The organism is Bacillus silvicola, from assembly GCF_050524305.1.
Taxonomy (GTDB): domain Bacteria; phylum Bacillota; class Bacilli; order Bacillales; family Bacillaceae_G; genus Bacillus_A; species Bacillus_A cereus_AT.
The window spans coordinates 1272975-1287065 of sequence record NZ_JBNGVC010000012.1 but is presented as its reverse complement, the minus strand read 5'-3'; the positions used below and the strand labels follow the sequence as shown (position 1 = coordinate 1287065).

Here is a 14091-nt window from a genome sequence, read left to right as displayed (position 1 = left end):
GGCTTCTCTTTTTTACTTTCTTATAATTGCTTTTTCATTTTGTAAAAATAGTTCATCAAATTGCTTCGCAAGTTCAAAATCTAGTTTCGTTAAACCTTTTGCATTCCAAGATGACAAAGTAATAATAACTGCTTTATACTGGATAAGGATAAATGGATGGTGATTATGTTCTTCTGATAGTTTGGCGGCTTCAGAGACAAATTCGACTCCTTTTAAGTAGTCGGAAAACATATATTTTCTTTCAATCCATTTTTCATCTTTTACCATCCATTTATCTACATTCAATAATTCTTCTTGAACTTCTTCTTCAGTTAATCGTAGCATCATTTTTCACATCCTTTACCTGTAGTAGCGCAAGACCATTGTTAATAAGGCGTGTTACAGCTTCGTCAGTTGTGAAAGTAGAAAGTTGCTTTAATAATGCTGCTGATGTTTCATGCCCTTTGTTATGTTCTAAAAGTAGTTCTAATATTTCAAGGCGAAGCAGCCATTCTTTCGCATAAAATTTATTTAATACCTCTTGAATTGCTACTAATTGCTCGACATACGCGTCGTGTAAAGTACCTTCACCTCGAATATCACGAACCGTTTGATACATACGATCCAGCTCAGTTAATGTAAGAGGTGTTGGAGTTTCTTCTGTTTCTTCATTAGTTGGGAAAAACGATGCTGCATCTGCTGCTCCTGGGAATACTGAAGTGATTTTTGAGCCAACAGCCATATCAAATGCGCCCCATGAAGCATCAAATAATAAGCGGTCGTTATAAGTAACTGTGCAATCGATAAAGGAGATAAGAGCAATTTTCTTATCGTTTTTTACAATAGCTGTTACTGTTCCTTTTACATGAATACCACTTGCAAAAGTAAACTCTGTAATATTTCCAATTGTAATTCCTAATGATTGTAGTTGTTCGTCTGTGCAATTTTCTAATGCAGTATTTTCATTGAGTAATCCAATTGGTGTTCCAAAGCCGTCACTGTGTACAGATGTAGAATGATTCGCTAATTGTTTATTATGAAGTGCTAATGCCGTTGGCGAAGTTGTGCGCATGTAAATAACTTCACCTGCATCGTTTTCAATTGTTTCGTTGAATGTGCCTGTAATTTGTAATCCACTATTTAGCTCAGCTGTTGCATGGTTTTCGGAGTGAATTGCTTTTTCTAATCCTTCTGTGCCACCTGTTTTGAATGCCATCGTTTCAGAGAACGTCTCAAGCGCCTCAGTTAACTCTTCAAATGATTGACAAACAAATAGCTGTGGTTGCATTTTTGTCACATCATAAGTTGTCCCTGTGCAAGCTTCAATTGAGAAAGGAACTTTTTCTACAGCATCTGTTAAGCAATGTTTGCTTTCGCCGACAGAGGAAAGAAGGCCAGCACCGTAGATTTTTGGATCGTCAATATTTCCAATTAAGCCGTACTCTACTGTCCACCAGAAAAGACGTGAAATTTGTTCAGCTTCTGATAAACCAGAAACTAAGTTTTGTTTTTCGATTACCGCATTTTCAGCAGTGGCAACTTCATCAGGTGTAGAAGTAGGGCTTTCTTTTACAATCGTTAATGTACGGACAGCTTCAAACGCATCATGTTCTTCTTTTGTGGAGAAAGCTTTCGCACCAATTTGTCCGAAGCGTTTCACATATTTTGCATATGTAGGATCAAGTAAAATCGGTGCATGTCCTGCTGCTTCGTGTACGATATCTGGAGCCGGCGTGTACTCAATATTTTCTACTTTACGAATATCCGTTGCGATGGGTAGTAATCCGTGTCCTTGAAAATCGAAGAATGCTACGCCAGGAATAAGTCCGTCAATCGTTACAGCTCCCCAGCCGCTTGGTGCTAAACATTCATTCATTTCTTCTACCTTTGGGATTGCATCTATATTAATACCAGATGATTGTAGTCCATTCACATAGGCTGGATGAGCAACATCTTTTAAGAAACTATGATTTTGTCTCATAATGTAACGCCATACAGCGTGATTCACCGGTGTGTATTGATCATAATGCTGTGTGGATACGAATGGTTTTAAATGCGATGGAATTTCTGTTTTCTTTGTCATTTAGACATCCTCCTTTTTTTCTATAAAATTAAATATCGGTTTCGTATAGCTTGTACCACCCCCTCAAAATTGTAAGCGTTTATAAAATTTTATCATAAGATTCGGAATTATTTAACATTTGTTTCTGTGAGAAATAGAAAAAGCCCCTATCGGAACATCCGATAGGGGCGAAAGAATCGCGGTACCACCCTATTTGTAAGTGAAAATACACTTACATCTCAATTCATGATAACGGAAAAACTCCGTCTTTTCCTTCATGCATAAAAGCACTACGAAAAAGAAGCTCCAGAATTGTAATTCGTACTTATATATGTGCTAATTTCCACCGACCACTAGCTCTCTGTAACAGGGATATAATATACTACTGCGATTCTTTCAATGCGTATATATGAAGTTGTATAAAAGGGAAGGACGCAAAAAAGCCCCTATCGGAAAATCCGATAGGGACGATAAAAATCGCGGTACCACCCTAATTGTAAACATAAAAATTGTTTACCACTCACTTTAAGATAACGGAAAAACTCCGTCTTCCTCTTCATGCATTATGTGCACTACGGGAAAGAAGCTCCAGAATTGTAATTCACGCTTGTATATGTACTGATTTGCACCAACCATCAGTTCTCTGAGACAGGGATATAAGTCGCTACTAGTATTCCTTCAAAGCCGATATATAATTCGTTCAACTAAACTATGTTTCGTATTATAAAACTATTTTTAAAAGATTGTCAACAAAAAATTATTACTTTACTTCCAAATCAACGTTTAAATTGGTTATATTTCCGGCTGCATCAGTTGCTACAATGTGAATTATATTTTTTCCTTGTTGTAATTGGTTACGATCGAAATAAATGTCGTAACTTTTCTCCCAAGGGTTCAGGAACGCACTTTCCCACACACCATTTCCGTTAATTTCATATTGTATCGTTACTGGATGTCCTGGAGCAACCCATCCGGATTCTGTCATCCAATCTAAAAGTATATCATCTACTTTCCCTCTAATTACGAGGTTTTCTTGATCTACTTCAGACGATAACTTCGGTGCAGTGCGATCGACAAATACAGCCCCTGTTTGTTTCGTTTCTCCACCAGAGTTAGAAGCAACAGCTTCGATTTGGTATAAGCCATCAGGTAGAGGAGATCCGTCAGTTTTTGTACCATTCCATTTGAAAGATTTATAACCTGGTGTTTCGTTTTTACCTTGATATACCGTGCCTTGATATGTCACACGGTCTTTCGTAATTAAATTGGCATGAAACGCTATGTCCTCAACTGGTGTAACTAAATAGTAATTGATTAGGTTGTCATCTAGTATTTTGTCATTATTTGGACTGAAAGTAGAGTTAACGATTTCAAGGCCATCAATACGTTTGTATTCTTTCGGATCGATGCTAAATGTAAACGGAATACGCATTTCTTCAGTTTTTCCTTGTTCTTTTACATATAGATTTCCTGTATATACGCCTTGTGGTAAGGAGCTATCTACAGTAATAGTAAAAGGCTTTTCGATGTTACTATTTGGTTTCAAACTAATAGAAGAAGGGAAAGAAGTTTGGATTTTTGTTTTTGTATCTAGTAATTCAATACGAGTTGAAAAGTTTTTCTTTTTGTTAGAAAGATTTTGTAACGTAATATTTTGTGTTAACTTCACTTTACCGCTATTAGGTTTAATAAGACCGAAACTTACATTGTTAGGTTGCACTAATGCATCTGTTTGAGCTGCTTTTGGAATGTTAATTAAACCAGATCCTTGTGCCATGACAGGATATGTATTTTCATTGACATCCTTTAATGTTTTTGCAGTATTGGCAAGAGCTGCTTTCAATTGTTCTGTCGTCCAATCAGGGTGCATTTGACGGAGCAGGGCAACAGCTCCTGCTACTTGCGGCGCAGCCATACTTGTCCCATTATGAGATTCATAGCCACCTCTTGGGACAGTACTAGTAATTTGTACGCCAGGTGCAACAATATCAGGCTTTATAAGCCAACTACCTTGTGATGGTCCTCTTGAACTGAAGTTACCAATCAGTTCGGTTTTGTTTGGTTGTCCAATTTTTATATTTTTCTTTCGTTTTGTAATTAAAGTTTTTAACTCTTCGCCATTTGTATTTGATAGTTGCATAACTGGAAGAGCTATATCTTCACGGCCCAAATATTCGGGCATAATATTAATTTCTTTTTCGTTAGAAATTAGTAGCACACCGAGAGCGCCAGCTTGTTTTGCTTGTTCTGCCTTTACTAACGTGCTCGAAGTTCCTTGTAAAACAAGGGCGAACTTACCTTTCACATCTTGTTTCGCGTAATCGCTTGAATTACCGTAGCCAACATAGACAAGCTGAGCATCGTTTCCTACTTGGAAATCTGCTTTTGATAACGGTAATCCTTGGTAAGATTTATTTGAACCAGCTACTTGGAATGTTGGGAATGGAATAGAAACAGTAGATGCGCCAACAGAGATGACACTACTTGCGTTACCAGGAGCATCAACAGACCAAGGCTTTGGTCCATCATTTCCATTTGAAACAACTGCAGTAACACCAAGTTTTGCTGCACGTTCTAACGTCATTGTTACAGGTTGATCAGGGACATTCAAATCTTGACCAAGAGATAAATTTAAAACGTCAGCGCCATCTTGAATAGCGCACTCAATACCTTGAAGAATATCTTCTGTCGTACCAGTGCCACCATCATTCATGACACGGTAAGCGAGTATAGAAGCGTTCGGAGCAATTCCCTTTATTTTTCCGTTACCAGCAATAATTCCAGCAACATGGGTACCGTGGACGTTTCCATCCATCGGATCATTATCTTCATCTACTGTATCATAGCCACCAATATAATTTGCTTGTAAATCAGGATGGGTATAGTCTACACCTGAATCGATAATAGCGACTTTCATCCCTTTTCCATCAAGGGGTTTGCCAGTTGGATCTTTTAAATTCCAAGCCTCAGGTGCACCAACTGTAGGACCTCCAACATTTGGTGTTTCTTGATCCGCTGGGCTTTTTGATGTTTCATGTAACTTATATGTTAAGTTTGGATAAATTGCTTTTACTTCAGGTAAAGAAGCTAAAGCAGCAACTTGATCTCCTGGGATAGAAATAGAAAAACCAGAAAATAATGTACTATATGTTTCTTTTATCGTTGCCTTCGGTGCTTTTTCTTTAATTTTTTTTGTTGTATCCTCTTGTGCCTTTTTTAGTTGTGCATGGTATGATTGCACATTGCTATTTTTTAGGTCTGGAGCATGCTGAATGTTACTTTGTGAAGCGAGTGGAGCATGTTGCAATTCTACAATGACTGAAATTTCTTTTGATGTTTTTGTTTCAACATTTTGCGCGATTTTGTTTTCGCCCCATTGTTCAATATTCGCTTTTAACTGTGGACTAAATTGCTTCTCTTTTTGCAGTGACTCAGCATGGGCGCTTAAAGCTCCAAAACTCGAAAAGACGAGCGCCATACTTAATAGTGTAGATGTAGTCTTTTTCATTGAAACTCCCCCTAATAAAAAGTGCCAATATTCAGAAAAGTTATCTTACATTTTTATCATTAAATATAAAAACGAATGTTGTCTAAACTATATTTTCGACATAATTCATACCAATCCTCTTTGAATTGAAAATTTCCCAAGAAATTTTTGGGGATTATGTCGAATGGGTAAAATTTGCATATAGTAAGCGGAATATGAGGAATGCTAAAGATGGAAAATGGGGGTGCTATATGAAAAGATTTATAGTAAGTGTAATCATGATTTTGTTCCTTTTTTTCTGTTCCAGTTCGATTAAAGGCGCAGAAAACCATGAAGTGAAAGTTGCCTTTATTCGTAATCATAATCTATGGATTAAAGTTGGTGAGAAAGAAAAACAAATTACAAAAGGAGAGTACATAACAGGGCCGAAATGGTCACATAATGGAGAGTGGCTTGCATATGCAAAAGGAAAGAAGCGAAATCATTTCGAACTGTATCGGTTGAAAGATGGAAAGAAAGTTACACCATCTCAATCAGAAGCATCGAATTATCAATGGTCACCAACAGAGAATATAATTGCCTTTGTATTTGCACGTACATTAAATATATTTGATGCTGAAAAAAAGAAAGCAGATTTTGAAAATGTAGCCAATGGTGTAGGTGACTATGCATGGTATCCTGATGGTAAGAAATTTCTTGTATCATCAGAAGCGCACTTGATTCCAACAGGATGGACAGGTGCTCAGTTATATGAAATACAAAAGGATGCAAATATGAATCCTCATAAGATGAAACATTTATATGCACTACCGAATGAGCATGATGACTTTTTAGCATTAGTTGGAAGTGGATTTAAGTGGTCGCTAGATCAAAGGTGGATTTCGTTTTTGGCAGTACCAACAGCTTCTTTGTCAGCGGATAGTAATACACTTTGCTTAATTCGATCAGACGGCAGTCGTTTTGAAACAGTAGATCAAATGTTATTAAACACACAATGGTTCAAATGGGCGCCATCAAAAAATATATTAGCCTATATTGAAGGAAGCGGGAGAGTTGCATTAGAGAATAAACATTTAAAAGTAAAAGAACTGCCGGCATTACAGCAGCACACATTTACTCCAAAAGGCTATGTTGATTGGGATTTCACATGGAAGAACGATAATGTAATTATCGTTTCAAGGGCAAAGGAAGCAGAGCTATCGGTCCCTCTAGAAAAAAGACCACTACCATCTTTATATGAAGTAAATAGTATAAACGATGAACAAAATCAAATTACAAAGCCACCTAATAGCCAAGGTGATTATAATCCTATTTTTATTAAGAAGAGCAACCAATTAATGTGGCTCCGTTCGAATCGTAAGAAAGCTGATGCATGGCTTGCTCATAACGATGGAAAACATGAAAAGAAGTGGATTGAAAATATAGATGTACCAGAGTGGTATTATGAGAAATGGAATTGGGAAGATGTCGTTTCGGTTAAAGACGAGTAAAAAAACCAGCCTAAAATATAATTTGTAGGCTGGTTTTTCAATGTTACTTATGTGTTTTATTTGGCTTTTTTTTCGCAGGGTTTCCGTTACCTTGGTGCTTTCTATTTTGTTCATCTTTTGCTTGTTTTTCATGTAATGTATCTAAAAAGTCATTTGATTTACTCATTTTTTATATCTCTCCTTTTTTCATTGCGTCCTAGTTACTATAACCATTTAGGAGGATAATCATGAGATAAAAGTTAAGCGCTTAATTTTCTTCGGTAGTATAAGTAAAATAGTCCATACGTAATGAATAACATAAGTAAAATTTGTAACTCTACATTTTCTTTAAAAATAGTTGCGACAGGATTTGGTAAATAAGGTGATGTATCGCTCGTTCCTAAACCTAACCATTTGTTTAAGAGGTTCATGATACAAAATATGAAAACACCGGACCAGCTTGCGATAATTGCTTTTTGTTTAATTTTCGTTTTACGTTCATCATCTGTAATCCAGGGATTAGCAGTTTTATCACTAATAAAGAAGCCATTTATGTATCCCCATATGATTATTCCGATAAAGATGATAATCCATTTCATATTTGTATTCCTCCCCTTATTGTAAAAAGTATTTTACATATATAATTGTAATGTTTTCCAAATATTGATGTCAAATACTTTTTACATTCTGCTTTTTAAAATAGCAGGAGTAAAGAAAAAAATAGGGAAGAAATATGTGAGATTATTTCATAGTGAGGGGAAGAGGAGAATGAAACTTGTCTTTGTTCGGCATGGTGAAGGTGAGCATACGAAAGATTTATCATTAAGTTTACAAGTGGTGAATCCGTCATTGACGGGTGTGGGAAAGAAGCAGGCAAAATTGCTTCAGCGCGATGTACCATTACAAGAAAAGGATATATTAATCGTTAGTCCTACACTTCGAACTTTACAAACTGCGACAATATGGAGTGCGGAAGTTGCTTGTCAAAAAATTGTTCATCCATATGTATCCCCGCGTATTTTTCCTTATCGGGAATCCGCCCAAACATTGCCATGCGATCAATTGTTAGATCGAAAGATAATTAAAAATTCATTTCCATATTTTTCATTAGAAGAAAGTACAAATGAATTGTTATGGAATGAGGGAATCAATATCATCTCAGAGAAGGAATTTCAGCAAATAGTAGATGCATTTCTGCATTGGTGCGATCAGTTAAAAGCAGAAAAAATTTGTATCGTTTCACATGATGGAACAATTACAGCGTATAGGCAATATTTACAGAAAGTTGCTTTAACTAGAGCAGATTTTTTGAAAGAAACGGGTATGTATGAAATTGACTTATAGGGTAGGGGATTTGTAATGGAAGAGTTAGGGGGAATGTATACGACTTAAACGAGCAGAGGGTATACTTTGGCGTAGCGGAAATTAAGTAATATGCAAAATTGCATATTATACATATTGTAAATGGTTGGTGTAAATTTTGGGAGCTGAAGCTAGTAGAATCAATTTTACATGATGATGCAAAATCGTATGTTAGATCGATAGATTATGTAGGTGGAAACTTAGGACTTATGTTTACAATACGCGTATTTTACAGGCTTATTAACCATGACAACACGTTAGGAGAAGCTGTTCGAGAAGCGAGATTAATCGATGAGGGGACATGTACATTTCGAGTATATAAACAACGTGAAACGCATTTGTTCTATATTCGAATGAATGTGTTTCACATTTAACTCACATTTTTTTTACATTTTCTTCAATGAAAATGATTATCACTTGTGGTATGATATGTTCAAGTTTTTGCGGGTAATAAAAGTTACTATATAAACGTTAGTATTTAATGTTTTTTATGTGTTTCACAAATTATTCATAATTAACATTTCAAAAGTAAGCAACTAATGTTATTATATTATCTGTAACTGACTTAATTACAACTTTAGGAGGAAGATATGATTATTCAATTTTTAAGAGAAAACAAAGCAGTTTCTTTTGTATTAGCGATAGTTCGAGTGTATCTTGGTTACACATGGGTAATGGCTGGAATCGGTAAACTACAAGGCAAGGGATTCGATGCAACTGGTTATTTACAAGGTGCAATTGAAAAATCTAAAGGAGCACAACCAGCTGTTCAATCTTGGTGGGCATCATTCTTACAAGATTTTGCAATTCCAAACGTTGATTTATTTAATACACTTGTGACGTGGGGAGAAATTTTAGTCGGAATTGGTTTAATTGTAGGCTGTTTAACAAAAACAGCGGTCTTTTTCGGTCTTGTAATGAACTTTTCCTATATGTTTAGTGGGTCAATTGGTGTGAACCCTGAGATGGTTATTTTATCGATGTTCGTTCTTGTTTCTGGTATGAATGCTGGGAAAATTGGAGTTGATGGCTTCATTATTCCAAAAGTACTAGGATCAAAAACGCCAAAACGCCAAAAGCAAGCTGCTTAATATATGAAAACGGGTATCTCAACATGAGATACCCGTTTATTTTTCAGCACTTATAGGATTTTTTTCGAAGAAATCTTTTACATACCCTACAAATTCTTGTGGCTCTTGACGAAATGGTGCGTGATAACCTTTTTCGATAATATGGAAAGTACTATTTTTTAAGAATTGATGATAAGTTTCTCCTTCTTTCCAAGAAACGCTACTATCATTTCTTCCCCATATAATTAAAGTTGGCTGCTTAATTTCATTTGCATTGATTTGAAGACGTCTAGGCCACAACTTCATTTTATTATAATGTTCTTCATCATTACGCTTGAAGTTAACTTTGCTCTCATCATAGTCTGCAATAGAAGAAACTGTACTTAAATCAGTCGATAATTGTGGTTTAGGAGATCCCTGCTTATTCACTAATGAGTGAGGCCCGCCTGTAGCGTCAGTTAAAATAAGATGGGTAACCGCATCAGGATATAAGTATGTTAAATTAAGAGAAATTTCTCCGCCCATGGAGTGACCAAGTATTGCGAATGTATCATAACCTAGTTTTTTCATTAGCTTATAATACAAATTTGCATGAGTTGGGAAAGAATAATAAAAATCCATCGGCTTAGAGGAACGTCCGAATCCTAAGGCGTCAACAGAAATAATCGTATGATCTTTTGCTAAATCTGAGTAAATCTTTTGAAATCCATCTGATGATCCACCAAATCCATGGATCATAAGTAAAGGTGGTTTCTTGCTGCCAATTTGCTTAAAGTAAATAGTTTGTCCATCTATTTCAACCATTTTTTCTTCTGTAGTTAATTTCGCGGTAATTGTATTTTTTACTTGTTCTACGGGCTTTTCTGCTGCACTACATCCTACTAGTAATGTAAGAGTCAGACAGCTCGCTATAAAATAGCTAAGTCGCTTCAATTAGTTGTCCCCTTTCTAACATAACGCTGCATCTATCATAGCAAATAGCATATTACGATTTCCAGGAAGTTGATCACCATTCTTTATCATAAGAGGTGAAAGAAGTACTTCATGGAAATTTGCTGTTTGAAGAAATTGGCGGAATATGAATTGTGAATGCGGGACATCAATGCGTATTGTCCCATTCCACGATTTACAAATTATTTCTAATAAGTGAATAGAGTCTTCTTCTGTTTTTGAAATAAGTGGAGTAATACATAGCACATCTCCTTTTTGTATGCATAAAGCAAAAGCATCGATTTGATTATCCCGTTCTATTTTAAATGAGTAGGTTGCTCTCGATAGTAGCGATGAATAAAGCTTAGAACGATGAGCACCAGTCGCAGTTTGATCAAGAAAAACAAGAGAAGGAAGATCATTTTTCTGAATTTGTTTTATGGGAACAGACTTTGTACTTATGTGATTCGCTTGTTTTTCGAAACGATGAATTGTTGTTATTGATTGAAATCCATATGATTGATATAAAGGTTCACCAGCTTTTGTTGCAATGAGCAGAATAGGAAGCGATGAATGAGTTAGAGCTAAACTGTTGTTTAGCAAAATACGGCCGATTCCTTGTCTTTGAAAATCAGGATGTACGATTAACATACCGATAGAAGAAAATCCACGATCAAATGGAAATACCCCTCCAGCTGCAATAAGTTTATTTTTATGTACATAGCCAAAAATTGTACCAATTGAAAGATACATATGGAATTGTTCTTTCATAAAGGCTTCATGTTGTAACCATCCGATAGATTCGCAAAGAGAGAGTAAATCTGGAATGGCAGATTTGTCTAGTTTTACTGTTTCCATAAAGATTCACCACATTTCTATTCAAATTAGAAAAAAAGTAGAGAACAGAATGTTACAAAATGTAAAGTAATCGATTTACGTTAAAAGAAATCCAATTTGTTTATATTTAGTTTGTAAAGGACATTATGCTTGATATGAAAGGACAAAGTTATACAAATTATAACTGATATTTACATAAGTTAACAAAAAATTTACATATAACTACTTTTATCTTAATAGTCTTCTATTAGATTGAATAGTGGGAAATGAATAACCTAATTAGGGGGACAAGACAGTGAAAAAGTTTGTAAAAAAAGCATGGCCATTTGCAGTTGTGGCGTCGTTAGCAGTTACTTCGGTAGCGACATGGAATTTTACGCGTTCTAGTGAGGTTAATGCAGATGAGAACGGAAACAATGCAAAAATTAAAAATGTCATTGTATTAATTGGGGATGGTATGGGGCCTTCATATATGACAGCTCATCGTTATATGAAAGATAATCCAAAAACATTTGAGATGGAATCTACAGAATTTGATAAGCATCTTGTAGGAACACAAAAAACATATCCAGAAGATGAACATGAAAATATTACAGACTCTGCATCGGCAGCAACTGCGATGTCAGCAGGTATAAAAACATATAATGCAGCAATTGCAGTTGATAATGATAAAGCTGAAGTGAAAACAGTGTTGGAGCAAGCGAAAGAAAGAGGGAAATCAACGGGGCTCGTTGCGACTTCTGAAATTACGCATGCAACGCCAGCCGCTTTCGGTGCACATGATATTAGTCGTAAAAATATGGATGCAATTGCAAATGATTACTTTGATGAGAAAATTAAAGGTAAGCATAAAATAGATGTTATGCTTGGCGGTGGCGTCAATAACTTTGTTAGAAAAGACCGCAATCTTACAGAAGAGTTTAAGAAGTCCGGTTATAGTTATGTAACAGATCGTAATCAATTATTAAATGATAAAAGTGATCAAGTTCTTGGTTTATTTGCACCAGGTGGTTTAGATAAAATGATTGACCGTAATGATAAAACACCGTCATTAGAAGAGATGACAAATGCGGCGATTGAGCGCTTGAACAAAAATAAAGATGGTTTCTTCTTAATGGTCGAAGGTAGTCAAATTGATTGGGCTGGACATGATAATGATATTGTCGGTGCAATGAGTGAAATGGAAGACTTCGAAAAAGCATTTAAAGCAGCAATTGAGTTTGCGAAAAAAGATAAGAACACATTAGTTGTTGCAACTGCGGATCATTCTACTGGCGGTTTATCTTTAGGTGCGAATGGTGAGTATAACTTTAAAGTAGAACCGATTAAAGCTGCGAAACGTACACCAGACTTTATGGCAAATGAGATTGCAAAAGGTGCAAATGTAGAAGAAACATTGAAAAAGTATATTGATTTACAGTTAACACCAGAAGAAATTAAAGCTGTAAATGATATAGCTCCATCAAAAGATGTAACAAAGATTGATAATGCAATTGAAGATATCTTCAATAAGCGTTCGGTTACAGGCTGGACAACGGGTGGACATACAGGTGAAGATGTGAACGTGTATGCATTTGGCCCAGGTAAATACTTATTCTCTGGTGTTCAAGAGAATACAAATATAGCTAAACGTGTCTTTGACATTGTTGGCGGTGGCGATCCGAATAAAGGAAGACGCTAATTATAAATGAAAGTGAGGCGAAATGCCTCACTTTTCTTTTTAGGAGATGGAAAGATGAGGATTTTTTTAGGGAAAGTAAGATTCCTTTTAGTATTTGTATTATTGCTAGTTGGATGTCAATCTCAAGAGAATAATATAGAACAAAAATCTGCTAAAAAAACTGAGGAAAAGGTACATATAACGAAAGAAGAAGAGAAATCCATTCAAGATGTTATTGAGGCATTTGTACGGACGACGAATGAAAAAAATCTTGCTGAACATATGGAGTTATTTTCAAAGAAGATGCCTAGTGCTGAAGACTTAAAAACACAAAAGGAAGCAGCGTTTCAAAAGGGAAATAAGAAAATTGAATTAGAGCGTATGAATATGAAAGCTCTTAAAGAGGGACTTGTTATCGTTGAAACAGAGGAAAAAGAAGTAGACGGGGGAGTTATTTTGCAGAAGAAAGTACAGTATGCACTTGGAAAAGAAGAGGCAGGCTGGAAAATTGAAGAGGTTCGTACGATAGAAAAGAAATAAAAAAGGTTCTCGTAGAGAGAACCTTTTTAAAGTGGTAATAAAATTTGATTTGAACATGCTTCAATATCATCAATATCTTGACGGATTGTCGCCATTTTATTATCGAGATCTTCAGCTTTCATAGCCGCATCATGTAGTTCATCTCTCAAATAATCAGGTATATTTCCTTCATATTTATAGTACAGTTTATGTTCTAAACTTGCCCAAAAGTCCATCGCAAGTGTACGTAATTGGATTTCAGCAAAGACATCTTTCGTACCAGAATTTAGTGATAACGGATATTTAATAATCATGTGTAGACTTTTATATCCGTTTTGTTTTGGGTTAGCGATATAATCTTTTACTTCTACAATTTCCATATCTTCACGATTTTCAATAACCTCTTTTAAATGGTAAATGTCTTCTACAAAGCAACATGTAATACGGATACCAATAATATCTTGTAATTGTGTTTGAGCATTTTCAACTGTTGGTAATAAGTTTTTACGCTCAAGCTTCCTAATGATACTTTCGGGTTGTTTAAGTCTCGTCTTTATATGTTCAAACGGGTTGTAATCCTCTAAAAATTGAGCTTCCCGGTTCATAATTTCAAATTTAGTTTTTAACTCTTCTAAAGCGAATGTATAAGGTAGTACAAAAGCTTTCCAGTAGTTAACTGTTGATTGGTTATATTCCATTTATATACACACCTTTTC

General features: G+C 35.6%; 13 protein-coding genes, 1 pseudogene and 2 other annotated features. Of the genes and pseudogenes, 6 read left to right on the top strand and 8 right to left on the bottom strand.

Going from position 1 to position 14091, the window contains the following annotated elements:
• Positions 1–12: 12 nt before the first annotated feature.
• The 3 genes from ACP6L7_RS18645 to ACP6L7_RS18635 all read right to left on the bottom strand — a co-directional run bounded on the left by ACP6L7_RS18645 (position 13) and on the right by ACP6L7_RS18635 (position 5549).
• Entirely contained in the window at positions 13–327 is a 315-nt protein-coding gene (locus ACP6L7_RS18645) for a 4a-hydroxytetrahydrobiopterin dehydratase (RefSeq protein ID WP_097830620.1), read from the bottom strand.
• Positions 308–2062: an aromatic amino acid hydroxylase gene (locus ACP6L7_RS18640; RefSeq protein WP_097830621.1), complete on the bottom strand. Its 1755-nt coding sequence runs from the start codon at positions 2060–2062 to the stop codon at positions 308–310. Before ACP6L7_RS18640 ends, ACP6L7_RS18645 begins: the two co-directional genes overlap by 20 nt.
• A 160-nt stretch (positions 2063–2222) precedes the next feature.
• Positions 2223–2450 (bottom strand) — a binding site (T-box leader).
• 51 nt (positions 2451–2501) lie between these two features.
• Positions 2502–2732, bottom strand: a binding site (T-box leader).
• Between the two features lie 69 nt (positions 2733–2801).
• On the bottom strand, positions 2802–5549 hold the full coding sequence (locus ACP6L7_RS18635) for a S8 family serine peptidase (protein ID WP_097830622.1): 2748 nt from the start codon (positions 5547–5549) through the stop codon (positions 2802–2804).
• Positions 5550–5779: 230 nt separating this feature from the next.
• Here ACP6L7_RS18635 and ACP6L7_RS18630 point away from each other — a divergent pair, with 230 nt between their 5' ends.
• Complete coding sequence (locus ACP6L7_RS18630) at positions 5780–7018, top strand: TolB family protein (protein ID WP_097830623.1); 1239 nt, start codon at positions 5780–5782, stop codon at positions 7016–7018.
• 43 nt (positions 7019–7061) lie between these two features.
• Here the strand turns inward: ACP6L7_RS18630 and ACP6L7_RS18625 are convergent, their stop codons facing one another.
• Together ACP6L7_RS18625 and ACP6L7_RS18620 are read right to left on the bottom strand one after the other, a co-directional pair.
• The gene (locus tag ACP6L7_RS18625; RefSeq protein ID WP_097830624.1) at positions 7062–7184 is read right to left on the bottom strand and encodes a DUF4023 domain-containing protein; all 123 of its coding nucleotides are present in this window, start codon (positions 7182–7184) and stop codon (positions 7062–7064) included.
• A gap of 73 nt (positions 7185–7257) precedes the next feature.
• Positions 7258–7596, bottom strand: coding sequence for a phosphoglycerate mutase (locus tag ACP6L7_RS18620; RefSeq protein WP_097830625.1), 339 nt, complete (start codon positions 7594–7596; stop codon positions 7258–7260).
• A 169-nt stretch (positions 7597–7765) separates the two neighbouring features.
• Between ACP6L7_RS18620 and ACP6L7_RS18615 the strand changes: the two genes are divergently transcribed.
• The 3 genes and pseudogenes from ACP6L7_RS18615 to ACP6L7_RS18605 all read left to right on the top strand — a co-directional run bounded on the left by ACP6L7_RS18615 (position 7766) and on the right by ACP6L7_RS18605 (position 9450).
• The gene (locus ACP6L7_RS18615; RefSeq protein ID WP_097830626.1) at positions 7766–8341 is read left to right on the top strand and encodes a histidine phosphatase family protein; all 576 of its coding nucleotides are present in this window, start codon (positions 7766–7768) and stop codon (positions 8339–8341) included.
• Between the two features lie 9 nt (positions 8342–8350).
• A pseudogene (locus ACP6L7_RS18610) lies at positions 8351–8733 on the top strand (hypothetical protein); the annotation flags it as partial.
• A gap of 216 nt (positions 8734–8949) precedes the next feature.
• A complete protein-coding gene (locus ACP6L7_RS18605; RefSeq protein ID WP_097830628.1) occupies positions 8950–9450 on the top strand; it encodes a DoxX family protein in 501 nt (166 codons plus the stop codon).
• A 36-nt stretch (positions 9451–9486) separates the two neighbouring features.
• Here ACP6L7_RS18605 and ACP6L7_RS18600 read toward each other — a convergent pair whose 3' ends face one another.
• Both ACP6L7_RS18600 and ACP6L7_RS18595 read right to left on the bottom strand, forming a co-directional pair.
• The gene (locus tag ACP6L7_RS18600; RefSeq protein WP_097830629.1) at positions 9487–10362 is read right to left on the bottom strand and encodes an alpha/beta fold hydrolase; all 876 of its coding nucleotides are present in this window, start codon (positions 10360–10362) and stop codon (positions 9487–9489) included.
• A 15-nt stretch (positions 10363–10377) separates the two neighbouring features.
• Positions 10378–11217 carry a GNAT family N-acetyltransferase gene (locus ACP6L7_RS18595; protein ID WP_097830630.1) on the bottom strand — a complete coding sequence of 280 codons (840 nt, stop codon included), beginning with the start codon at positions 11215–11217 and terminating at the stop codon, positions 10378–10380.
• Positions 11218–11491: 274 nt separating this feature from the next.
• Between ACP6L7_RS18595 and ACP6L7_RS18590 the strand changes: the two genes are divergently transcribed.
• The gene (locus tag ACP6L7_RS18590; protein WP_097830631.1) at positions 11492–12877 is read left to right on the top strand and encodes an alkaline phosphatase; all 1386 of its coding nucleotides are present in this window, start codon (positions 11492–11494) and stop codon (positions 12875–12877) included.
• A gap of 54 nt (positions 12878–12931) precedes the next feature.
• Positions 12932–13396, top strand: coding sequence for a hypothetical protein (locus ACP6L7_RS18585; RefSeq protein ID WP_097830632.1), 465 nt, complete (start codon positions 12932–12934; stop codon positions 13394–13396).
• A gap of 26 nt (positions 13397–13422) precedes the next feature.
• On the opposite strand, the gene ACP6L7_RS18580 is transcribed toward ACP6L7_RS18585, so the two are convergent.
• The gene (locus ACP6L7_RS18580; protein WP_097830633.1) at positions 13423–14073 is read right to left on the bottom strand and encodes a GTP pyrophosphokinase; all 651 of its coding nucleotides are present in this window, start codon (positions 14071–14073) and stop codon (positions 13423–13425) included.
• Between the last annotated feature and the right edge of the window lie 18 nt (positions 14074–14091).

Bases quoted from the DNA above. Each gene is read 5' to 3' on its own strand.
- ACP6L7_RS18645 (WP_097830620.1), bottom strand. From the start codon at position 327: ATGATGCTACGATTAACTGAAGAAGAAGTTCAAGAAGAATTATTGAAT.
- ACP6L7_RS18635 (WP_097830622.1), bottom strand. From the start codon at position 5,549: ATGAAAAAGACTACATCTACACTATTAAGTATGGCGCTCGTCTTTTCG.
- ACP6L7_RS18625 (WP_097830624.1), bottom strand. From the start codon at position 7,184: ATGAGTAAATCAAATGACTTTTTAGATACATTACATGAAAAACAAGCA.
- ACP6L7_RS18595 (WP_097830630.1), bottom strand. From the start codon at position 11,217: ATGGAAACAGTAAAACTAGACAAATCTGCCATTCCAGATTTACTCTCT.
- ACP6L7_RS18640 (WP_097830621.1), bottom strand. From the start codon at position 2,062: ATGACAAAGAAAACAGAAATTCCATCGCATTTAAAACCATTCGTATCC.
- ACP6L7_RS18620 (WP_097830625.1), bottom strand. From the start codon at position 7,596: ATGAAATGGATTATCATCTTTATCGGAATAATCATATGGGGATACATA.
- ACP6L7_RS18630 (WP_097830623.1), top strand. From the start codon at position 5,780: ATGAAAAGATTTATAGTAAGTGTAATCATGATTTTGTTCCTTTTTTTC.
- ACP6L7_RS18615 (WP_097830626.1), top strand. From the start codon at position 7,766: ATGAAACTTGTCTTTGTTCGGCATGGTGAAGGTGAGCATACGAAAGAT.
- ACP6L7_RS18580 (WP_097830633.1), bottom strand. From the start codon at position 14,073: ATGGAATATAACCAATCAACAGTTAACTACTGGAAAGCTTTTGTACTA.
- ACP6L7_RS18585 (WP_097830632.1), top strand. From the start codon at position 12,932: ATGAGGATTTTTTTAGGGAAAGTAAGATTCCTTTTAGTATTTGTATTA.
- ACP6L7_RS18605 (WP_097830628.1), top strand. From the start codon at position 8,950: ATGATTATTCAATTTTTAAGAGAAAACAAAGCAGTTTCTTTTGTATTA.